This is a genomic window from Candidatus Omnitrophota bacterium (assembly GCA_014728045.1).
Classification (GTDB): domain Bacteria; phylum Omnitrophota; class Gorgyraeia; order Tantalellales; family Tantalellaceae; genus WJMH01.
In genome coordinates, this window is the sequence record WJMH01000007.1 from 60,443 (window position 1) to 84,918 (window position 24,476).

The window sequence follows — 24,476 nt, forward strand, 5'->3', positions numbered from 1 at the left end:
GTTACAAGTATATAGCAAGTTTTTATACTTGTCAAGCTAATATATTTTTTTAATGAGTACTTTAGGGAAAATAGTTGTTATTTGCTGAAAGGTCGGCCTACCGCGCTCATGTAAAGGACACTCTCCTCTTTGCCGTCAACACCCAAAAGACCGTTGACCTCGTCATCGAAAAGAGCTCCTATCTGACAGCTTCCCAACCCCAGGCTTACAGCGGCAAGGGATAGTTGGGCCGCGATATGACCCGCATCAAGGTAGACATATCGGTATGCACGCTGGCCGTATTTCCATTTCGATCTCTGGAAAACAGCAGTCCACATGAAAATGACCGCAGCACGGGCGCACATACCCTGCCCCAGCGCAGCATCAGCGGTCTTCTGTCTCATGTCGCCTTTGTTTAGAAGTTCCAGCTTGTGATCTTGCACCGAATAGTGGTAAATGCCGGGGGTGTTATCCGAGATATTATTCGAGGCGATATAGGTTTCAATGGGATACAACGCACCCGCCGAAGGTGCCGTGCGGAATTCATAACCATGTTCCTCCCTGGATAGACCTGTTGAAGCCCAAAGCAGATAAGAGACTTCTTGCAAGGAAAGTGGCTCGTCAGTGAAATCCCGCTCGCTCTTTCTCGTCTTCACGACATTATGGAAATCAAGGTTTTCCGGAGGTTCCGGTGAAGGAAGGCTTGTTGTTTCGGCCTCAGAATATGTCTTATAGACCCCTGGGCGTGAATCAAGGTCAAGATAGCCCCCGGGCATCCTGTTCCGGAGATATTTGGTCTGGTTCTGGAACCTGTCCCCTGCGCCTTCAGCCATGTTATGAGATGATCTCCGGTTAAAAGACTTATTTTTCGTTTTTTAGTTCTTTCAGGTCCTCGCGAAGTTTCTGGATCTCGAGCGTGAGGCGCTCGACTTCTTCCTGCAGGATCCTGAGGTTACCTTTGACCTCATAATATTCCCACCATTCAAGTGACATAGACATGCACTCCCTTCATGAGAGACACTATTTACTGTCAAACGCTTCTTTTACGGACCTCTTCCGTACCTTAGTCGGATATCTCCCGCTGAAACAAGCTGCGCAGAACGTGCTTTTATCCCCGCATACCGCATCCATCATGCCTTCAAGACTCAGGTATTTGAGGCTGTCAACCCCGATGAACCTCGCGATCTCATCGATAGATTCAAGCTGGTTTGCAATAAGCTCTTTTCTGCTGGGGAAATCTATACCGTAAAAACAGGGGAACTTGATCGGAGGACAGCTTATTCTCATGTGTATCTCTTTCACTCCTGCTTCACGTAAAGCTCTTATCCTCCCGCTCGTGGTCGTACCCCTTACTATGGAGTCTTCGACGACCACCACTTTCTTGCCTTTCAATATATCTTTAACGGGATTGAGCTTGATCTTGACCCCGTGTTTTCTCATCTCCTGAGAGGGCTGGATGAAAGTTCTGCCGATATAATGGTTCCTGATCATACCGAATTCGAAAGGCAGGCCGCTCTGCTCAGAATATCCCAGAGCCGCGTAATTACCCGAATCAGGGATTGACATGACGATATCGGCGTCAGCCGGATGCTCTGCGGCCAGTTTGCGCCCCAGTCTTTTGCGGACCTCGAGAACACTGTCTTCGAATATGCGGCTGTCCGGGCGGGAAAAATAGATGAACTCGAATACGCAGGGAGACGGCTTCCTTGCCCCGAAAGGCTTGACTGATTCCAACCCCTCCTCGGAAATAATAACCATTTCCCCCGGCGCTACATCACGCACGTACTCGGCGTCAATGAGATCAAGTGAACATGTTTCGCTCGCAAGCACATAGGAGCCGTCCTTTTTACCGAGACAAAGAGGCCGGAAACCATAAGGGTCTCTCACCCCCACCAGCTTGTCCTCGGTGAGAAACAGCATTGTAAAAGCTCCTTCGCACTTGGTTAACGCGTCTTTAAGGCGTTCTTCGAAGAGGTCCTTACCGGAACGGACCAGAAGGTGCAGCACGATCTCCGAATCCATGGTCGTCTGGAAGATAGCTCCATTATCCTCGAGTTTCCTTCTCAATTTCACAGCGTTGGTGAGGTTGCCGTTATGAGCAATGGAAACGGATATCTTGTTGTGGCTTATCATGAAGGGCTGGGCGTTCCTCAGGATGCTTGAGCCGGTCGTGGAATAACGAACATGACCTATGGCGCGCATGCCGGTGAGGCCGTTCAGTTTATCATCATTCTTGAATACCTCAGAAACCAGGCCCATCCCTGTATGCTGCCTGATACGTTTCCCGTCAGAGACGGCGATCCCGCAGGACTCCTCTCCCCTGTGCTGGAGAGAGTAGAGTCCAAGGTAGGTGATCTCCCTGGCATTTTGATGGTCGAATATGCCGAAAACCCCGCAGTATTCTTTTTTGTCGCTTTTGTCACTAAGGAAAGTTTCCATATGTTGAGATTACCATCCTAGTTGGTGATGATGGGGACACTCACATATTATATGGATATATACCGAAAATTCAACCGCTATTTACAAAACCATTCGGCTGAAAAGCTGCAAAAATGTTTGAATACCGTGAACCTCTTATGTAAACTATATAGAAATCCGAAGAACGTGATTGGATATTTTCGATTTTTTAAGGAGTCTCCGACATTGAAAACCTCGACAAATCGCTTTTTTTTGATATTTATCCTGGTATTCCTGCCTTTATTTTTCTCAAAGCGCATTACTCACGCCCAGCCTGATGTGGGACAGGCCACACAGGAAGTCGACCGTAAGATACGCCGTGAGGTCCAGAAAGAACTTCAGCCTCCTCCTCCGGAAAAACCGGACATAGAGGAAAAAGAAGCTGAAAAAGTAACCAAGGGTCCCAGTTTTTCTGTCAAAAAGATCATTCTTAAAGGCACCAAGACGTTCAAACCGGAACAGTTCTCCCACCTTATCGAAAAATACGAAAATCGCGAAGTTAACATGGGAGAGCTTAATTCCCTGGCAAAGGAAGTAGAAAGAGAATACCTGAGAAAAGGTGTTATAGCCGCCTGTTATATCCCGCCTCAGGAGGTCCGCGACGGAGTGGTTACCCTCCAGGTCGTGGAGGCCAGATTCGGTTCTCTCAAGATCAAAGAACATAAATTCTTCGAAGAAGAACGCCTGCAGTATTACTGGAGTACCCGCCCCGGGGAAGTCCTGCGCTATGATAAAATGGCACGTGATCTATATGAAATGAACAAAAACCCAGACAGGGTCGTGAAATCCACACTTTACGCCGGTGATAAACCGGGAACCACGGATGTGCTGCTCGACGCCCAAACAACCTTCCCCGTTCATCCGAGCTTCACTTATGACCGAGAGGGAGTGGTTTCCTCCGGCAAGGACAGGCTGGGATGGGGGCTGCGGCACAATAATCTGCTTTTTGTGGATGACATACTGATAACCGGGTATAATTTCGGTGAGCATTTCTGGGGCATCTACGGGTATCATTCGGTCCCCATCACCCCTTTCGGGACTTCTGTAATGTACGGGTACAGCTACAGTGAATCTTCCCCAAAAAAAGATTTCGCGCCACTCCTGCTCGAATCCCGCTCCTCCAACAGCAGTTTTTTCGTGCACCAGGACCTTTTCACAAAAGGACGGTACATTGGCGAGCTATACACAGGCTTCGAAGCCAAGGACAAGACTTCCACCATAGCCGACGGAACTCTGAACAGGGACAGGCTCAGGCTTCTCAGGTTCGGGGGTAATTTCATTATCCAGCGCCCCGGCAGCGTTACCTACATCAATCCCGAACTTACGCAGGGGATAAACGGTTTCGGTGCCCGTGGAAAGACGCCATTTTCTTCGAGGGACACGAGCAATACTTTTTTCATAGCAAAAGGCGACCTGACACACAGGGTCGCACTTGATCTGGGCATTCAAGGAGTGGTGCGTCTTTCTGGGCAGGTCGCCGGTGAAATGCTTCCGCCCCAGGAACAATACAGCCTTGGAGGCATTGACACTATTAGAGGATATCCTCCTGGAGACTATCTAGCCGATAACGCGTTCCGGTCGAATTTCGAGCTTCTGCTTCCGGGATCATTTCTGCCCATCCACATCAAACTGCCTTTTTCCGATAAGCTTCTCCGTGACGCGGTTACCGGAATCGTTTTTTTTGACTACGGATACGGCGAAAAACGCGGCGATCGCACCACCGAGGAAAAGAACATGAACCTCGCCAGCATAGGCACCGGAATGCGGATCAATCTTTACGACAAATTCACGCTCAGGCTCGAATGGGGTTTTGTTACCGGAGATAAGCCTATGACCGAATACGCTAAAAGCAGGTTCCACATATCCCTTGACCTTAGGTACTGATCAGGGAGTTATGTTCCAGTCCACATTGTCGCCGCCATCAACAGAATCTGTGGCGTTAATAACCGTTCCGCTTACGTTAACCGAATCGCTTACATTGACATAATTCACGCTTCTCGAACCCTGGGGATCGATATACCAGGGGGTACCTGGTGAAGTGCTTGCCAGGTATACCGGATTCCCGGAAGCGCCGATAATGGTCAAGGTCCCGGCAATGGTCTGAGTGGATCCCGCCTCGAAAAAGAGTCTCTTGCCGGCAGTAGAACAGGTCAGGTTATAAAAGATAGTATCGCCGAGTATATTAGATATCCTGCTCGCGTCATCGAAAGTAATAGTTCCCGAACCACTGAATCCTCCGGCGGTAGTGTCGAGATCCCCTCCGATAGTTATATTATAACCTGTTGTTCCTATATCTATCGATCCGGCCTGGGCATCAGCGCTGAAGAAAGTTCCGGGATCGGACTGGTTGTTAAATTCGGTAAGTATCCAGTTGGCTGATCGGGCCGTATCAAGGAGCTTAACCTCATCCACCAGACCATCCCATCCGTCCGTTCCTCCAGTATCGAGAACTCCCTTACCGATAAGCAGTTTGGTCGCGCCGAATAATGTAGTCGTTCTTGGAGGAGTATTGTAAGTAGGTGCTGTAGCTGCGCCATCGATGTAAAGTGCCGCTTCCTCTCCCCTTGACCAGGTAAGAACAAGATTCTGCCATGATGTAGACTGGGCGCTGTCGGCACTTTCGATCCTTACCTGACTCTTATCGGGATACCCCAACACTCCCACGCTCCCGCGGATTACATCCGATCCACCTCCGTCCTGCCCTTCGGCGTCATAACGAAGGCCTATTCCGTGTATCTCGAGGCCATCCGCGTCGGGATCGCCGCATGTAACTATACCTTTATCGACCCCCGTAACATCCGATTTGGCCCACAACGAAAGCGTGAATGATTTCATTCCGTTTATATAAGAACCCGCGTCAGGATCTTCAAGATACGACCCGTTTTCGAGATCCCGACCCTGTCCCAGTATCCCTGCAGCTGAACCGGCGCCGTTATTGGTGAGATGCCGGGCGGCAGAAGTAGAATCATTCTCGTCGTCTTCCAGATGCCAGACCCCCCTGTAGGCGCCTGACCAGAGATCCGTATCGTTCGAAAGGTCGGCGGTAACATTACCCGCGTAAACATAGAAGCTCGTATCAGCGCTTGCGCTGATCCTGTCCGCCTTGAACCAGAGCTCCCCTGTCTGGGCGTCTTTATCAATGGACACGAGCTCACGTTTAAGTACGGTTACGCCGTCAAATGAAGTGACAACTATATCGGACCCGTCGGATTTCACCGCATCGAAAAAATCGGGACCGAACTGCGAAAGGTCAACGTACAAAATAAAATCTTCGACGGTTTCGGGAACCTTCGCCGAGTCAACGGCTATCTTTGTTCTGTGGGACCAGTTCACGTCATACCAGTCATCAAGGGCAAGAGTGAGGTTATTATTGACGTCAAGATCGGCCGTCAACTGGTATGTCCCGCCCCCCGTAAAAGTAAGATCGTAATAATTGTTCCCCGCGACTAGTCCTGTATAGAGGTCATCGCCGTAATATTCGACCTCTCCCGAATCGGAGTCCATTGTAAGGCCGATTATAGTCTGGCTGCCTTCAAGCCTCAATTTGCCGTCATTAGAAAATGTCGATCCCGTAGCATCCAGATCAAAATCCACCAAATCAAGCACCGCGCCCGGGCCTATCTCTATGGCACCGCTTATTGTTGTATCCTTGTCCAGCGAGATGGGCGTTCCCGAAGCATTAAGGACTTTAAGTCCGGGGAACGACAGATTAAACGTCTCGAATGACTGCGCCACGGAACCGTCTAGAACAAGGGCCCCGCCGGCGCCAGATGTGAAATCTGCCCCGTCCCCGCTGAAATCGGTGGCCAGTTTCATGTCACCCCCGTTGAAATGTATAGTGGTTACGGCCGACGGCTGGTCCGTGACAGAGTAGAATGTTCCAGGTGAAGACTGGTTATTATACTCCGTTTCGACCCATCCGGGACTCCTGGCCACATCCTGTATGCGAACCTCATCCAATGTCCCCTCCCAGCCGTATCGACTGACAGCGGGAACAGAATAAGCGCTGATATTTAGATATCCGTCATTAGTAACCAGAGGATTCGTAGCAGAACTATTCACCAGGCGCGCTCCATTCACGAATACGCTCGCGTTGTCCAAAGAATCGTTGTAGGTTGACGCCACATAATACCACTGTCCCGTTGTTAGACCCGCTCCTGATGTCACGTACTGCTGCTGTCCTCCGTTTACATAGCCGAAACTCAATTCTGTTCCCTGAACGGCGAGACTATAATTAATCTCGGTAAGGGTGCTGCCTTTCGCGATAATGCTCCTGATCCCTCCAAGAGCGTCGGCATAAACCCATGCCGAAAGCGTAAGTTCACCGGTTATGTCCAACCCGGCATTATCCCCGATAAGTATATATCCCGGGTTGCCGGGATTGCTCTCAAGCGTGAATTCGTCTCCCGTGCCGATCTGTCCGGAAGCTGATCTGTCAACTTCCCCTATCGTAAAAGCGAATACTGTACCGTCGTTCATGTTTTGCGTGGAATCCGCCACCAGCCCTGAGGTATCGTCCATGTGCCATACGCCCTGGTAATCAACCCCCCAAAGCCCGGAGGGATCTTCGGTGGAAGAAGTGATCCTGTCGTTACCATACCTGAGATGAACTGTCGTCGCAAGGCTCGCAGAAACATTCGGCACCTTCACCCATGCTATAACAGTACCCGTGGCAGGATCGTAATATTCTATTTCATGATCATAAGCCGTTCCGTCTTCGGAAGTGAACACTATATCATAAGCCTCGGCGCTTGTAACGCTGCCTCCGTTCGCCATGGTCCTGAGATCGCTATCGGTCATGTTCACCAGAAGCGGATAATCCGTCAGGTCCTCTGCGACCAGTGACGGATCGATGTTTATCACTTTAATGCCTGTATAGCCGGAAGCACCGGCAAAGGTAAGCGCTCCGTCGATATCTATATCGCTGTCAAGCGAATATGTTGAGGTATTGGCGAAAGTCACGTCATTGAACGTGGCGCCGTTCGGATCAAGTACATTGTCAGTGTCGGAGGCGTTAAAAACAAAGGTTCCGGAATTATGCTCGAAAATGCCTCCCGTGCGGACAAAATCCCCATCAAGAACAACCTGCCCCGAAGAAGCCACGAAATGTGAATCAACCTGGCTAAAGTTTCCGTTCACAGTGACCGCGTAACTTCCGCAATCGACTTTAGGTGACGCTTCCGCCTGATCTCCCATAGCGTAAAAAGTCCCGGGAGAAGTGATGTTATTGTATTCAGTGCTCATCCAGCCTTCGGTCTTCCTCGTTGTGGAAAATCTCACCTCGTCAAGAGTGCCATCAAGATACCGGGTCTGATCGCCAGAAACATTGAAGGTATCAAAGGTCGTACGGCCTATCTCGAAAGCCGCCTGACCGCTGAAATCCTGGTTCGCCGCGACCGAATTCTCTTGCGCGCCGTCCACGAATACATATGTTTCGGCATTGCCCCAGGCCACCCCGACATGGTACCACTGTCCGGCGTTCCATGTGTTCGTGGTCGAGGAGATATATTGCGCCCCGGATTCTTCCATTTTAACCTGTATGTTCCCGGTGGTCCCATCACCCGAGGCATAGTCAGCTCCCCTCAATGCTATGCTGAAATTGTCGTTTCCGTCGACATACATGCCCACTATTCCCTGAGTTTCCGCAGAAGAGGTTCCGAATGTCGAATCAGGCTTCATCCAAAAGGATACAGTACCGGTATTCTGGTTAAACAGTGTCCCGAAATCTATATAATCATCCGTTCCGTCGAAGTTATCGGCCCCGTCTATTATCCCCGCAGCGTCCATATTCGAATTAGGGCTTATATTCTCTGTCCCGTCATTAAAGAAAGCAGAAGAATCAACGACCGTACCAGACTTCTCATCCAGGTGCCAGACACCGATATACGCTCCTCCCCATGTTCCCGCCGGATCCTCCTGTGGGGTCGTGACCGAGCTGTTCTTGTAGTACATAAAGATCATTGTATCCTCGGCATCGGAAAGATTCGGCACTCGTATCCAGGCAATAACGTTTCCAGTTGAGGGATCGTAAGCTTCTATCTCGTGATCAAGGGAATTGCCGTTCTGATCGGTAAAAACTATATCATCGCCGGTTGAACTGGTAACTTCCCCTCCGTTGGCAACGGTAGCCAATGATGGATCAGTCACGCTGAAAAGAACCGGATAATTAACAAGCGTCTCATTCACCTGGGAACTATTTATTGTTATTAGTTTCCTGTAATAATAACCGTTAGGCCAGGGGATGCCGGCCGTTCCCTTAAGGCTGAGGTCACCCGCAACGTTGAGGTCGGCGTCAAGGATGTAAACCCCTACTCCGGAAAATGACAGGTTGAAATAATCATCGCCTAGCAAAAGACCGGTATAATAGTTATCTCCCGTATATTCTATCGTGCCGGAATCGGTGTCCATCACAAGACCCGTAACGGTCTGTCCGCCGTGCAGTTTCAGTGTGCCATCATTAGAAAAAGAGGCGCCTGTAGCGGTAATATTGAATCCTTTGACATCGAGCACACCGTCAGTTTCAATATTGAAAATATTGGTAACGATAAGGTCGTCCATCATCTGCACGCCGTCCGATGACTGGTTCACGATGTTCAGGTCGTAAAAAGTGAAACTGCCCGGTGTTATTTCCTGCTTGGCCGTTCCGTCGAATATGAAATTACTATTCCCGTCCAGGCCGTCACCGGAGTTGACCAGGTCACCTGCCACGTTAACGTTGTAATTGACCGTGTGCAACACACCGATCGGGGTTTCCTCAGAACCGGCAGAAGAAAAAGCTGAGGGAGTCTTGACGTTATCGTACTCGGCGGCTATCCATTCAGGGGACATAGCCTCCTGGGCTATCCGGACCTCGTCTATCCCGCCGAACGAATAGTCCGGCTCCAGGTCTATAACACCTATATAGAGATCAGAACCGTTATTGGTAGTATCCCCCGCCGGGGCGGTGTTGTTCCCGATCTCAGCCCCATCCAGGTACAGTCTCATTGTCCCGCCGTCGTATGTGCCTGCCAGATGATGCCACTCGCCGGTAACGATGCTTCCGGCCCTGATGTAATCGAGCCCGCCGAACCTGGTGTTGATCGTAAAAGCATATTCCTCCCCGGGATTGCCTCCCCTGAGATACAAGTTATACCCATCCCCGTTCCAGCCATCGGACGTGCCACCAAGATCGTAGAAATCCGTGTTGTCCTCCGGATATATCCACATCGAAAAGGTGAGCGCGGACATACCGTTATTGCCGATCGAATTATCATCAGGAATGACTATAAAATCGTCATCGTTATTATCGCAGAATACCGCCCCGTCCACTATGCCCTGGTAGTCCTGGAGCCCCGGGAAAGTAAAGTCCGGAGTGCCGTTATTCCCGTTGGAAGTTGAATCGAGAACACTCCCTGAAGTCTCGTCAAGATGCCATATCCCCTCATATTTGCCGTCCCAGACACCGTTTATATTCTCCTGGGAGGTGGTTATGGACGAATTGCCGTAGTAGAGATAAAAGGTCGTATCAGATGCCGATGTAACTGTCGGGATCTTTACCCATGCTATGATCTTGCCCGAAGTATTATCGTAATACTCTATCTGGTGATCATATTGCGCGCCGGCAAGGTCCGTGAATATGAGGTCGTAACCACTATCTTCGGTCAGATGTCCGCCGTTCAGTATATTAGCGAGTTCAGAATCGGTTAGGGAGAAAAGGAACGGAAAATCCTCAAGATCAGCATCTATATAAGAGGAATCTATAGTGACCAGACGTCGGTAGGAATAACCATTCGGCCAGGGCACAGAGGTGGCGAATATAAGATCTCCGTTCACGTCCAGGTCCGCGTTCAGTGTGAACTCGCCTCCCCCGGCAAAAGTAAGATCGTAATAGGCGTTGCCGGCTGCAAGGCCTGTATACGTCCCGTTACCCACGTAACGGACTTCACCCGAATCGCTGTCCATTGTGAGTCCGGTAATGGTCTGGCCGCCATCAAGCTTTATGCGGCCTTCATTGGAAACTACGCTCCCAGTAGAAGTTACATTTTTATCAGACAGATCAAGGACCCCGTCAGTGTAAACTTCGATCGGACCCGATATAGAAAGATCATCGGCCAGCACAAGGCCGGCGGATGAGGTATTCGTCACCCTGAGGCCGTAAAACTGCGCACCGCCCGATGTCAGGTTCTGCTGTCCTGTACCGTTAAAGACCACGGTCGAAGTGATGGCATTATATGTGCCCCCGTTCACCATGTCTCCCGAAATATTTATAAACCCTCCTGATGCACCGTTTAAGACGGCTCCTGACTGTATCAAAATGTCCTCGCAGGTAAGATCCCCTCCCGGAGCATAGGTATAATTCTGGCGGACAATGAAGTCCGGGCCCGATACAACGGTTACGTCATTCCCACTTGCCGAATAAAGTATATCGACGTCTGACAGGGAGCCTATAGCCGAAGCCAGTTCGACGTTAGATATTGGTCCGGCGTCTTCGTGTCTTACCATAACTGCGCCGCCCCATATATCGAGGTCCACTATATCCGAATCCTCAGGCATGGTTACTGTATTACCATCAACGGCATTGTTGTTAATATACACCATGAGGCCTTGATCCGCGAAAACGGGGATATTCGTGAAGGTATACCTGCTTGAACCGTTCGTATCTGTATTGCCGCGGTCGGTACCGTTCACGAGAATGACTATATTAACCCCGGAACCTATGAGAGTGCTCCCCAGGTCGGAATAAACGTCTCCGGACACATTAATGAAGGACAGGCCCGGATAGATCCAGTAGGACCCTGTCGGACCAATATCCACGTTAGCACCGGGGGCAGAATTATTAGCCGTGATGCTGCTACCCGCATCGTCGACATCCGAATTGGAAACACTCACATAATCCACTGTCTGCGGACTGTCCACTTTAATGATAAACTGGCTGACACCATCCTGGCTGTCTAGAACCACATCCTGGGAGACTGATCCCGTCAGGGTCAGGGCGCCGTTTACGGTGAACTTTTCCCCTTCTTTGAACCTCAGCGTCTTGCCCGGGGTCGTAGAACTCAGATTATGGAAAGTGATACCCCCGGTGATGTCGGACGGGGCCGTTCCGTCAAATACGAAAGTGCCCGATCCGATAATATTATCACCTTCGGCGGTGAGGTCTTCGGCCACGCTGACGTTATAAGTTCCGGTATCAAGGGTGGCAGAGGCCTCGGCCCCGGTAGCGCTTACCGAATGAAAGGATCCGGGATCGTCCTGGTTGTTGAACTCGGTCTCTATCCATTGCGGTGTTCTCGCGGAATTGGATAGCCTTGCTTCGTCCATTGAACCGTTGAAATAGTTCGTGGGTCCCTTGTTGGCATCAAAGGAAGACGATTCAGACCCCACTCCCAGATAACCGTACCTGGTTTTGCCCCGCCCCAGAGTGGAACCCCTTGTTGTTGAATTATCGACCGAACCGTCTATATAAATGATCACGTCACCGTTATCATAAACTCCGGAGACGTGGTGCCATGTACCGTCGTCGACCCTTGAATTGCTCCCGAAGTCCTGTTGTCCCGCCTCTGTCATGACATCCCAGCCGATCTCGCCTGTTCCCGCGCGCCCGTTAACTTCCAGGCGCCAGAACTCGTTCCTGTCATAGGAGCCTATGATCTGATTGCCTCCGTCTGCTGTATTGATCCACGCGCTGAAAGTAACAGCAGGGTATCCCGTCCCGGTATAGAAGAAATTGTCCAGAGCCACATAATCGTTGCCCCCGGCAAAAAGGCTGCCGCCGCCTATCTTCCCCGCCGCCGTTTGGTCCAGGCCGTTCCTTGGAGTCCCGTCAGTTCCGTTCGAAGTCGAATCAGCCATCGTGCCGCTCGTTTCGTCCATGTGCCATACACCCTGGAAATCACTGTCCCATACCCCGTTTACGTTCTCCTGTGAAGTAGTCACGGCGCTATTCCCGTAATACAGGAAGAATGTAGTATCCGTTGAACCTGAAAGAGATGGGGCTCTTGTCCAGAATATCACCTGTCCGGTCACCGGGTCGTAGCTTTCAATCTCGTGATCAAGCTGATTATTGTTAGAATCGGTGAGTATTATGTCAAACCCGTTCGCACTTGTAACATTTCCACCATTGGCGGTCGTGGCAAGCTCGGGGTCTATAAAGCTCAAAAGAACAGCGAAATCCGCGAGATTACCCGCCACGAGAGAGCTGTCAATAACTACAAGTTTTCTGTAGGAATAACCGTTCGGCCACACACCTCCCGCCTCAAGCAGGAGATCCCCGTTGATATCCAGATCATTATCCAGGGCCCATACACCGTAACCCGAAAAGGTAAGGTCATAATATGAATCACCCGCGGCAAGTCCCGAGTAAACACCATTGCCCGTATATTCGACCAGACCGGAGTCGGTATCCATCGTAAGGCCGGTTATGGTCTGTCCTCCGGTAAGCCTGAAAATGCCTTCATTGTCAAGAGAACCGGAAGCGCTCAGATCGTTCCCCTCGATATCAAGAACCGCCGCATTTTGAATGAAAATATTATCTGCCGAAACCTCACCTGCAGGAGTGAAACTATCCGACTGCCACACAAGAAGATCCGTCCCGGTGTTCACGGAAAGATCTGGCCCTGTTACCGTATACAGTATTTCAGTATCAGCAAGAGCTCCCTTTGCCGAGGAGAGTAGCACGTTTGAGGCGGGGCCGGCGTTCTCATGCCTTACTGTAAGCGTATCGCCGTAAATATCCACACCGGACATGTTCGCGGATATCGCTGATGTCACGGTATTCCCCTCAACAGTTGCATCGTCGATATAGACCAGAATAGCATCACCAGAAGAAACGCTCAGGTTGCTGAACTTATAACGGCTGTCGCCTCCGGTATCGGTATTAGCAAGCTCTGTCCCCTCTATAACCAGAACCACGTTGGTGCCGCTGCCTACCAGCGTGATACCCCTGTCAGAATACACATAACCTTCAAGCTTGGCTCTAGCCCCGAAAACGACCACTGCCCCCGTGTAACCGTCGTCATTATTGCCGCCGTTTATCGAGTTAAGAGCGATAATATTCTCTCCTGTGTCATCCACCTCAAGGTCGGAAATATCCGTAAAGTTCACCGTCTGTTCGGATAACACTTTGAGCGTGAAACGAGTCACACCATCCTGACTCTCAAGAACTATCTCGTTGCCGGACGCACCGGTCAACGCAAACGTCCCTTCCACCGTAAAGGTATCCCCCTCTTTGAACTTAAGTGTTTTACCTGCGGCAGTGCAGGAAAGACCGCTGAAAACCGTATCGCCCGTGATCGAACCTGTTCCCGATCCGTCAAAGATCACCGTATTGCCGTTATGCGTGAAAGTCCCCGAATTATCCCAATCCCCCCCGACCGTTATCGTCTCTCCGGAGGCGTCTAACCCGCCCGAAGATATGTTCAGGTCCCCGTCCACTTCTAGTGGATCCAGCAACCCGTATGTACCCGTCCCGGTAAGAGTGAGATCGTTGAAAGCCGAACCGTTCGATGTTACCGAACGGCTACCAGAGCCTGTAAGCGATACCACGGATGTCCCTGGATTGAAAGCCCCAGAATTGATCCAGTCACCCGTGAGGGTTATTGTGGAGCCGGAAGCCGCGTTAAGCGCCGATCCGGCGCCTATCAAAAGATCAGTCGAGTCAATATCGCCTCCGGGAGTAAAGATATCTCCGTCCCGGAGAACAAGGGATACGCCGCTGTCCAAGAGGAGGTCGTTCCCCGTAACCGAGTAAACGATATCGATATCGCTCAATGCTCCTTTTGCCGTTGCCAGATCCGCGTTCGACACCGGACCGGTTCTTTCGTGCCTTACTATCACCGAATCGCCGTAAATATCAAGATCTGTTATATCAAGATCCCCGGGAAGTGTCACAGATGCCCCATTTACCGCGTTATCGTTGATGTAGACAAGCGCGATCTCGGTCCCTTGCAAGATCAACCCTGTAAACTCATAGCGGCTCGACCCGTCGGTGTCGTCACTGCCTATGACAGACCCGTCGATCACGAGCACTATCTCTGACCCGGGACCGATCAAGGTGACGCCCCTGTCCGTATAAACCAGTCCGGATAAGTTTATCGGATTGGCAAATATCCAGTATGAGCCGACCGGCCCTGTATCGTTATTCGTATTATCGATCGAGTTCTGGGCTATTATGTTGCTGCCGCCGTCATCGACATCCGAGTTCGACACGTCCACATAATCTACGGTCTGCTCTGATGCCACGGAGAATGTGAAGCGCGTGGAGCCATCCTGACTGTTCAGGACTATCTCATTGCCCGAAACGCCGGTAAGAGTGAGCGTGCCGTTGAATGTAAAGATATCCCCCTGCATGAATTCAAGGGTCTTACCCTCGGTTGTGCATGTGAAATTGTAAAATACAGTACTTCCGGTTAACTGCGACGTTCCGGCACCATTAAAAGTGACCGTCCCGGAATTGGCTGACCAGGTTCCCGTATGTGTCCAGTTGCCGGAGACGGATATATTCGCTCCCGGATCGGGTTTCATTATTCCGTTCGTGCCGATAGACACATTGTTGTATGTATCGCCGGTCGAAGGAGACCACTGCCCGTCAGTTACCGAAAGGTTATTTATTACGGTCTGAGCGGCATTAGGATCAACGTCTATCGAATCGCCAGGTGAAGAGGCGGTATTGTTTATTGTCAGGTTATACCAGGTATTCGTTCCCGTTATCGCCTGGGCTGCCGAACCGTTAAAGACCGCCGTGCCGGAATTGTGGGCAAATGTGCCTCCTGTCCTGCTGAAATTGCCGCTTATGTTAAGACTGCCTGCCGGAGCGGTAAAACTGCCTCCGGACTGGCTAAAATTCCCGTTAACGGTAACATTTGTAGCCCCGGAACCGCCCACGAACGTGCCTCCGGCCTGCTGGAAGTTATTGGCCGTTATGCTAACACCCGTATTCTGGGTTATAGTACCTGTATATCCGGCCTCTATTATGAAGTCACCCCCCGACCAGGACCCTACATTATCTATAATACAATCATCCCCTGATGTACCGTTAAATCTGACTTCGTCCGTTCCTGTGGGGAGTGCATTCCCGGACCAGTTCTGGTTCCTGGACCAATCATTGTGCACCGGATGCCCCCCGTCCCAAACAGGGTCGATATCAAGATTAACATTATTCCCCGCGTTAACGCCATCGGGGATTATGACCGTATCCAGGGCATGGCAATCGCTCCCATTTACCTTGTCGAGCGTGTAATTTTCGGACTTGACATCAAGAAACCAAGCTGAGCCCTTTTCATGCGACCTCAGTTTAATGTAAAATTCCTCCGGCCCCTGGTCAGGAGCACCGATTATTCTTAAATCGCCCTTGAAAGTATATGTCTTACCCGGATGAAAATAGATCTCTTTGTCCGGAATAAGACATTCGAAGTTATGGAAGGTTATATTTCCGTGCAAATGGACAGGCTCATCCCCCGTGAGGCGGACATTTTCCGCTTCGAGGACGAGGTCGGATCCTTTTTTATACCCGACAGCACCCCAGCTGTCGAGGGTGGTGTGAGGGTCGGGACCCCTGATGAAAATTGTAGACCCGAGCCCCCAGATCTCTGATACGTTTATATCACCCTGTATTCTGTGAATATAAGTGAGGTTGGCAGAAATACCCACAGGATTGTCGGGCGTACCTATACGGCGGGCAACGATCTTTGCCTGGTTTGCCGGTATCAAGACCCCGGGGGCCGTGTCCATGTCTCTGTTCGTCTTTATAGTTATATTGTGTGTTTTTATGTACGTAACCTTCCCGAATCCGCTGCCCTCGATAGCAACGGCATCCTCAAGGATCTCTATTATTTTATCTATGTATATATCACTGTCATTATCATGCACCAGGGTGGTTAATGCCCCGGTATTAATGTCAAAGTGTCCGGCCTCAAGTTCGATATTTTTACCCGGCAAGGGCACCGGATCGATCTGAACGATACTGCCCTCCCGGGCTTTGAGTTTAACTTCTCCGCTGGATGCATAAAGAAGCTTATCTCCCCGTTCGGTATGAAGAGAGGTGATATTTTCGCCCCTTTCGACCTTATTTATGCGCATATCGCCTTTTGAGTGAATATATTCCGGGCTTCCCGTTATGCTATCAGGCATCCTTCTGGCACCAATTTTGATGGCCCCCAACTCCGAAATTAAGGTTTTGAGGCTCATTTCACCGGAACCGTCAATATAGATATCTCCCTTACCCGTAGCCTCGATAATTCCCACCACCTGAGTGAAACTGCCTTTTCCGTCACCGTCACTATCGGCGAAAAGGTCTATGTCACCTCCATATGCCTTTATATCGGCAAGGATATTCACATCTTGCTCTGACTTTACCTCAACGGCCGATGCCTCTATTTCGGTGGCTACATTAACATTACCGCTGGCGGTAATACGGACCACTCCGTCCTTCTTTTCTATCCTGTTCGCGGAAACACATCCTTCAAGATTAATTGCATTGCGGAATACATCTGTAACATGTTCCGCCTTGAGAACAACTGTACCAGCCTCAAGTTCGCCGGTATTCTTGATCTGGTCTGTTATCGGATTGCCCTGGTGATCAAGTATATTTGATGCTGTCTTCTCGAGTATAGCTACGGAGATAAGACCGTTCCCGGCAATATCAAGCTTGATCGCGTCCCCGGCAGCGAGAACGATCTTTCCTGCGGGTGCGATGATTTTCCCGCGGTTTTCGATAGCACCCGCTATCAATACCCCGAAACCGCCTTCGCGTATATTGATCTTACCCTCGTTCAAAAGAAGGCCATCAACTTCTTCTTTTGTGAGTTTCTTGAAAACGTGTTTTCCCGAAAGAAAATCGGAATCGGTAATATCCCTAGTGGAAAGAACAAGGCTCTGCACGTCTACATTCGCGTTGGGGCCGACATATACCCCGGACTTATTCACGAGAATGAAGATGCCGTTACACTCGAGTCTTCCCATGATTTCGCTGCGCGAAGACCCAAGAACCCTGTTCAGAACCTTGGAATCGACCTTGGGAAGAGAAACTATAACTGATTCGTTCTCTGCTATATCAAATGTGGAATAATTGATGATAGTGTTATCGGCAGCGTCTATGCGCATGGTATTATCGGAAACATTAACTTCCGCCTTGCCTGAGACCACTTCATCCACCTTGGGAAGGGCATAGAGAGAGGTGGCGAACGCGATAACGATCGCGAGCACGAACACCGGTATTTGTAAAATACGCCTGTGATCTGCCATTTCTGCCAACCTCACTCCGTTCAAATACAAAAAACCCATGTACCTAGGTCCATGGGTTTACAATAGTTCGTCAATTCGCAACTGACTACCGTAGCCTTCAGGCCTTAGGCTCTAGAGCTTTGCGTCCCCCGCTTTCACGGGTTTTGCCCTAATCGAATAAAAAGCAATGTATTCGCAAACTTTTATATCAAAATAACTTACATATCTATTTTACCTTATGTCATTATGATAGTCAAACATATAGATAATATATTTTGCTGTCAAAAACGAGTTATAAAATGAACAGATCACTCGATTTCTAACTATCTATATCTGTTGGGATTATGAAAAGCACATGCCTTTTTGTATTCCTAACGAGACAAAGAAAAAATTTTATTCTTTATTTTTTCTTTGATCTGAGGTATTCATCGATCGATCGAGCGGCCCTTTTTCCCGCTCCCATAGCGGCGATAACGGTTGCCGCCCCGGTAACGATATCACCACCGGCGAATATGTCTTCAATATTCGTCCTGCAGGTCTCTTCATCAGCGTCAATATTGCCCCATTTGCCGAGTTTGAGATCATTTATCGTATTTACAAGAACTGGGTTCGGGGAGTTACCTATCGCGATTATGACCGTATCCATATCCATTTCATATTCGGAGCCCTTTACCGGAACAGGCCTTCTACGTCCGCTTGCATCCGGCTCGCCGAGTTCGTTCTTTATACACACGAGCTTCTTGACCTCGCCCTTTTCATCACCGATGATCTCAACTGGCGTGGTCAGAAGGTGGAATTCAATGCCTTCCTGCTGGGCGTGATGTATCTCATCTATCCTCGCGGGCATCTCTTTCTCGCTGCGCCTGTAAACGATATAAACCTTTTCCGCACCGAGACGCAAAGCGCTCCTGGCCGAATCCATTGCAACATTACCGGCGCCGACAACGGCTACACGTTTTCCGACATTAACGGGTGTATCGTATTCGGGGAACTTGTAGGCCTTCATAAGATTGACCCTAGTGAGGAACTCATTCGCCGAATAAACACCGTTCAGGTTCTCGCCCGGGATACCCATGAAATTCGGAAGCCCCGCGCCGGTTCCGATAAAAAAGGCTTTGAACCCTTCATCCCTAAGCTCTTCAATGGTCTTTATCTTGCCTATTATATAATTGCACTTGATGTCCACGCCAAGCTTCTTGATACTTTCGACCTCATCCATGACTATGTCCTTAGGGAGCCTGAACTCCGGGATCCCGTAAGTCAGCACCCCGCCCGGCTTGTGAAGAGCCTCGAAAACAGTGACATCATAGCCCATTTTGGCAAGATCCGAGGCACACACCAGCCCTGCCGGACCGGCCCCTATGACACCGACCTTCTCTGGCTTATCATGTTCGGGTGCCTTCTTCTCGATCGCCTTCTGCCTGTTCTCCCTCTCCCAGTCCGCGGCGAATCTCTCAAGCGCGCCTATATTGATGGGCTCACCTGTCCTTGCCAGGACACATTGGGCTTCGCACTGGTCTTCCTGGGGGCATACCCTGCCGCAAACGGCGCCGAGATTATTGGTCCTTTTGATGATCTCTATGGCCTCGGCGAACCTTTTCTCCTTGATCGCTTTTATGAACGCGGGTATATCCACCTCAGCCGGGCAGCCGGCAACGCACGGAGCCACCTTGCACTGAAGGCATCTTGATGCCTCCCTGACAGCTTCCTCTTCGCTGTAGCCCCTGGGCACCTCGTTGAAGTTCTTGACGCGCTCCTCGGGGGACTGCTCTCTCATCTCTACTTGTTGTTTTTTTTCAGGCCTATCTTGCATTGTTCCTCGTAATGGCTAGCAGCTTCTGTTTCCTTGTCCTTGTACCTATCCCCTCTTTTCATAAGGTCAGCAAAATCCACCAGATGAGCGTCGAATTCCGGGCCGTCCACACAGGCGAACTTGGGTTTGCCGTCAAAAAGAAGCCTGCACCCGCCGCACATTCCGGTACCGTCTATCATTATGGAATTAAGCGAGACAAGGGTCCTCACCTCAGATTCGCGCGTAAGATCAGAAACGGCCTTCATCATTATGACCGGTCCGATCGCGAATACCAGGTCGTGCTCTTCCTTCTCCAGCAGCCTTTTCAGGACATCGGTAACGAAACCTTTTTCGCCGTAGCTGCCGTCATCCGTCGTTATGTATACGTCGTCACAGAACTGGCGTATATCATCCTCGCAGATAACAAGGTCCTTCGTCCGGGCCCCGATAATGACCGTGACATCATTACCGCTTTCTTTCATGGCTCGGGCGATCGGGTAGGCTTCCGCCGTGCCGACACCGCCGCCTATGCATATGACCTTTCCGATATCCCGCGTTTCAGTGGCATGCCCCAGCGGTCCGACAGCGTCAAGTATTGAATCGCCGACCTCCAAAGCGCAAAGTTTCTTCGTGCTGACACCCACCGCCTGGCAGACAACGGTGACAGTCCCCTTCTCGCTGTCCCAGTCATAAAGCGTCAGGGGGAATCTCTCTCCCGTTTCATCGATCCGGAGAATGACGAACTGCCCCGCCTCAGCGGCCTTGGCAAGGTCAGGCGCCTTGAATTCCACAAGACATATTTCTGGATTAAGCTGTTCTTTTCTGGTAATTTTGTGCATATTAACCTCTGGTTAGTTCCATCAGCGTCCTATTATTATTAATTAGGCTACAGCTGTCAAGGAAAAATCAGATATTCGGCTTGAAATTCTCCCCCGCGAATCTTTCGTCGAAGCCCCCGTGGTAAGACTGCACCCATCCGTTATCAAGCCCCCGCTGCTCCATTTTGTCGATTACAGCGTGGTAATCATCAAGACTAATGCTGCCGGCCAACTCGGCGTACTCCCCGGCCTTATACGCCGGGTAGTACTGGCTCATAACGCTTATATACGTGTCTTTGCCCAGTTCCTCCGCGATGAATTCGAGAGTATTTAAAGTTCCCGAGATGTTTCCCGGCAGTATCAGAAGTCTTATGATAAGGCCTCTTTTGGCCACGCCGTCTTCAGTGACCAGTCTACTCACCTGGCTATTCATCTGACTGACTATAGCACGATTATTGGCGACATAGTCCGGTGAGCAGGAATATTTTTCGGCCATCCGGTCATCCGAATAACGCATATCGGGCAGGTAAATATCCACAATGCCATCCAGGGCCTTGATCACCGCAAGAGAATCATACCCACCAGTATTATAAACAACCGGTATTTCCAATCCTCTGATACAAGCCTCCCTCAACGCCTCCAGGATCGGATAAACAAAATGAGTAGGTGTGACCAGGTTGATATTATGGGCCCCTGTATCCTGCAGCTCCATCATGATCCCGGCAAGTTCACTTGAGGTTACTTCCCGGCCAAGTTCGGATTGGCTGAACTGGTAATTCTGGCAATAGACACAACCCATGCTGCAGTTGGAAAAGAATATCGTCCCTGAACCTCCATACCCCGAGATGGGTGGTTCTTCACCGTGATGAAGGCCATAACTGTGGATGACCGCATTAAACCCGGAGCGGCAGTATCCCCCCTGACCTTTAGCACGCTCGGCGCGGCATTCCCTCCTACAGAGAACGCACACTTCCAGCATCTTTCTAATGTCGGGAAGCACTTTTTCGATCCGGACTCTTTTATCGTCGGTTGCCATTCGGAACACGCAAAACGAGCCGAACCCGATTTAACGGTTTTCGGCTCGCCTCCTGATTTAAACGAACTTTAGTCCCTTACAAAGACAGTTTTTACGCCTTTGCCGATGCGTTTGGTGTCCTTGATCATCCCGTTTACGGTCTCTCCACAACCGGCAAGAAAAGCGGTTATGACAAGAATCGCAACGAGAGAATAGAGTCTATTCATTGATCCCTCCGTTCGGCTTTTATAAGAATATATTTCCCGGAATTTACAATAAATGTAACATAAAAAAGCAATTTGTCAAGAATGGCTAATTTATTCGTTTTCTGCTTCGGCGGTGATCTTCTCTATATTGTGCAGCTTACCGTAACAGATAAGAGTGTCCCCAACAAGCAACTTATCGGAAGCGTGAGGAGCCGGGATGACCCCGGAATGCCTCTCAATGGCGATTATGAGAATATCCTTCTGCCTGAAAGAGGAATCGAACAGGGTTTTGCCTATATCGCCGCATTTTTCGTCAAGGGTGACTTCGGCGATACCATACCCCTCCGCAAGCCTCAAGATCTCCTCAACGGGTCTCTTGGTAAAAGTAGGGCTTTTTATGAGCTTCTGCTGTATCTTTTTAGTAAGTTTCCTTGTTATGCCCTTATGCAGGGATACTCGGATGATAAGAAGTATCGCCAGCAGGATCACCACCACATTGATCAATACCGGGGTTATGCCCCCTTTCTGGAAAGACAGTATCAATGTAGTTATGACGGTAATGAAACCAGCGTTACCTAGGATCATGAGGAAAATGATAATCTTCCTTCTTATATCATTATTGACCACGAGTTCGGAATCTCTTGTCGTGAAACCTGTTCCCGTGAAGGCCGACAGGGCCTGGAAGAACGAACGCTTATCGTCAAGCCCGGTAAGGTTAAGGGCCACCGACCCGATCTTGACTATGAATACCGATATAACAATGATGACAATTACGGGTATTACAAAAAGTGAAGTCATAGTTCCTGTCCTGTGTCTTCTATTTCACCTACGATCTCTTCAAGAATGTCCTCTATCGTTACTATCCCGACTACCTTTTCATCTTCCCCGGTCACAATGCCCATAGGCTGTTTTTTGTGCCTCAAACGGGCTAGCGCGATATCAAGCCCGTCTTTTCTGTTAATGTAAACAGGGTCCCGGAGGAAGTCTTCTATCCCCTGGGTCTCTTCCTCCATATGGAAAAGTATATCATAAATGTTCACTATGCCGGCGATATTATTCTTATTTCCTTTATAAATCGGAATTCGCGAGAAACCCGTCATGGAAACAAGTCTTTTTAGATTGTCAGTAGAATCCTCTATGTTCAGGGAGGATACCCGGTACATCGGTACCATTATGCTTTCGACCTTCTTTTTGCCAAAATCAAGCACTCTGTGGATCAGCTCAACCTCATCAGCCTCAACCTCGCCGGTTTCGTGGCCGAGAAGCAGCACCTTCTTAAGATCGCTCTTGGTGAATGTAACGTCCCAGTTGACACGGCGGCGTCCGAAAGGAAAAAGAAGTATCTTGGCCGTGGTGTTGACCGCCAGGATTATTGGAGAAAAGATTCTCCTGAACCCGCCCAGAGCGGACTGTGCCTTAAGCGAGAATTCCGTTGCATACTGCCGGGATATCATCTTGGGCACTATCTCGGCAAATACAAGCGAAACCGGAACCATGATGATCGTGGCAAGAAGCGGCGCAATGGCGGTTCCGCAATACTCGGCAAATATCCTTGTCGCAAGCACACTAGATATAATAACAGCAATATTCGTTCCTACCAGGGTGGTTCCGAGATAGCCTCCCTCTTCATGGAGAAAAGCGTTGAGCTTAACGGCTTCCGGATCCCCAGACTCCATCAGCCCCTTCAGTTTTATGCGGTTCACGCTCGTAAAGGCCATTTCTGAGGCAGTAAAAAAGGCCTGCATAAGGATCGCCCCGATTACCAGTATGGTGTAAATAGTGATCATTGCATTCTTTCTATGACAAGACCCGTCACCCTGTTCTTAGAAACATCCTTGACCGTTACCACAAAATCGTTGACATCGACAGTATCCCCGGCCTGCGGGATCTTCCCGAACTTGAGTATGACGTACCCACCAATAGTGTCGACCTCTTCGGTCTCAATGCCCATATTGAGCTGCTCGTTAACCTCGTCGATATGGGTCTGCCCGTTCACCTCAAATGTTTTCTGGTCTATTTTTTTTATGTTAGGGGTCTCAAAGTCAAGCTCATCCCGTATCTCACCCACTATTTCTTCCAATATGTCTTCTATCGTAACAAGGCCTGAAGTGACCCCGTACTCGTCGGTCACAACAGCAGCATGAAGATGATGCCTCTGCAGCTCCTGTAGAAGGTCATCTATCTTCATGCTCTCGGGCGCAAAATATGGTTTTTTTACAAGATCTTTTACCGGTTTATTCTCACTCAGGAGAAAATCCTTTGAATGTATTATCCCGACTATGTTGTCGATCGTGTGCACGTAGACAGGCAACCTTGAATACTGACTCTCCTTTATCTGGCGGATCAGGTCTTCTCTTCCGGCTGTCATGTCGAGGGCCACCATTTCGATCCTCGGGGTCATTATATCAGCCGCGTTAAGCTCCTTGAATTCGAGGATACTGTCGATCATGTCTTTTTCTTTTTCCTTGACGATGCCCCTTTTTTTACCCAGATGCAGAAGGGACCTTATCTCCTGTTCGGTTATCCCGGGCTTTTCAAGCGAAACGTTAACGCCGATGCTTTTTACTATCCTGTGGGATATCCCGCTCAGGACGTACCTCAGTGGAGCGAAAAGTTTTTCGAAAAACAGAAGCGGAAAGGATGCGAAGAAAGAAACCTTCATGGCGTTGGCAAGAGCAAACATCTTAGGGGTAACTTCGCCAAAGACCAGCACTATGGCTGTCATCGATATAATCGATACTATTATCCCTTTTTCCCCGAGGGTTTTATAGGAGATCTGCGTGAATACGCTACTTGCGGCAATATTTACAAGTGTATTACCGACAAGGATAGTAACAAGAAGCTTATGGGGATTTCGGAGAAGGGAGACGACTTTTCTGGCGGCTGGGCGGCCCATCCCCTCTATCTGCTTGAGCTTTATCTTGCCTATTGAAAGAAAAGCGGTCTCCGAACTCGAAAAAAATGCGGAAGCGACCAATAATAAAATAAATATAGTTATATACACTTCGTTC

General features: G+C 49.7%; 11 protein-coding genes and 1 riboswitch. Of the genes, 1 reads left to right on the top strand and 10 read right to left on the bottom strand.

The features are described from left to right. Positions 1–77 precede the first annotated feature (77 nt). Together GF409_01705 and GF409_01710 are read right to left on the bottom strand one after the other, a co-directional pair. The gene (locus tag GF409_01705; protein ID MBD3425929.1) at positions 78–812 is read right to left on the bottom strand and encodes a SagB/ThcOx family dehydrogenase; all 735 of its coding nucleotides are present in this window, start codon (positions 810–812) and stop codon (positions 78–80) included. Positions 813–999: 187 nt separating this feature from the next. Then, a complete protein-coding gene (locus tag GF409_01710; protein ID MBD3425930.1) occupies positions 1,000–2,418 on the bottom strand; it encodes an amidophosphoribosyltransferase in 1,419 nt (472 codons plus the stop codon). A gap of 27 nt (positions 2,419–2,445) precedes the next feature. Between GF409_01710 and GF409_01715 the strand changes: the two genes are divergently transcribed. Then, positions 2,446–4,320: a hypothetical protein gene (locus GF409_01715; protein ID MBD3425931.1), complete on the top strand. Its 1,875-nt coding sequence runs from the start codon at positions 2,446–2,448 to the stop codon at positions 4,318–4,320. On the opposite strand, the gene GF409_01720 is transcribed toward GF409_01715, so the two are convergent. From GF409_01720 to GF409_01755, 8 genes are all read right to left on the bottom strand, one after another. Continuing rightward, on the bottom strand, positions 4,321–17,694 hold the full coding sequence (locus tag GF409_01720) for a DUF2341 domain-containing protein (protein MBD3425932.1): 13,374 nt from the start codon (positions 17,692–17,694) through the stop codon (positions 4,321–4,323). Between the two features lie 34 nt (positions 17,695–17,728). Then, positions 17,729–17,813: riboswitch (cyclic di-GMP riboswitch) on the bottom strand. A gap of 221 nt (positions 17,814–18,034) precedes the next feature. After that, a complete protein-coding gene (gene gltA, locus GF409_01725; protein ID MBD3425933.1) occupies positions 18,035–19,447 on the bottom strand; it encodes an NADPH-dependent glutamate synthase in 1,413 nt (470 codons plus the stop codon). Further along, positions 19,414–20,265 carry a sulfide/dihydroorotate dehydrogenase-like FAD/NAD-binding protein gene (locus GF409_01730; protein MBD3425934.1) on the bottom strand — a complete coding sequence of 284 codons (852 nt, stop codon included), beginning with the start codon at positions 20,263–20,265 and terminating at the stop codon, positions 19,414–19,416. The genes gltA and GF409_01730 overlap by 34 nt, the downstream gene beginning before the upstream one ends. A 67-nt stretch (positions 20,266–20,332) precedes the next feature. Further along, positions 20,333–21,280: a radical SAM protein gene (locus GF409_01735; GenBank protein ID MBD3425935.1), complete on the bottom strand. Its 948-nt coding sequence runs from the start codon at positions 21,278–21,280 to the stop codon at positions 20,333–20,335. A gap of 68 nt (positions 21,281–21,348) precedes the next feature. After that, positions 21,349–21,486, bottom strand: a complete 138-nt coding sequence (locus GF409_01740; protein MBD3425936.1) for a hypothetical protein — start codon at positions 21,484–21,486, stop codon at positions 21,349–21,351. A 90-nt stretch (positions 21,487–21,576) separates the two neighbouring features. Continuing rightward, positions 21,577–22,263, bottom strand: coding sequence for a hypothetical protein (locus GF409_01745; GenBank protein MBD3425937.1), 687 nt, complete (start codon positions 22,261–22,263; stop codon positions 21,577–21,579). After that, the gene (locus tag GF409_01750) at positions 22,260–23,252 is read right to left on the bottom strand and encodes a DUF21 domain-containing protein (GenBank protein ID MBD3425938.1); all 993 of its coding nucleotides are present in this window, start codon (positions 23,250–23,252) and stop codon (positions 22,260–22,262) included. The genes GF409_01745 and GF409_01750 overlap by 4 nt, the downstream gene beginning before the upstream one ends. After that, on the bottom strand, positions 23,249–24,469 hold the full coding sequence (locus tag GF409_01755; GenBank protein MBD3425939.1) for a DUF21 domain-containing protein: 1,221 nt from the start codon (positions 24,467–24,469) through the stop codon (positions 23,249–23,251). Before GF409_01755 ends, GF409_01750 begins: the two co-directional genes overlap by 4 nt. Positions 24,470–24,476: the final 7 nt, after the last annotated feature.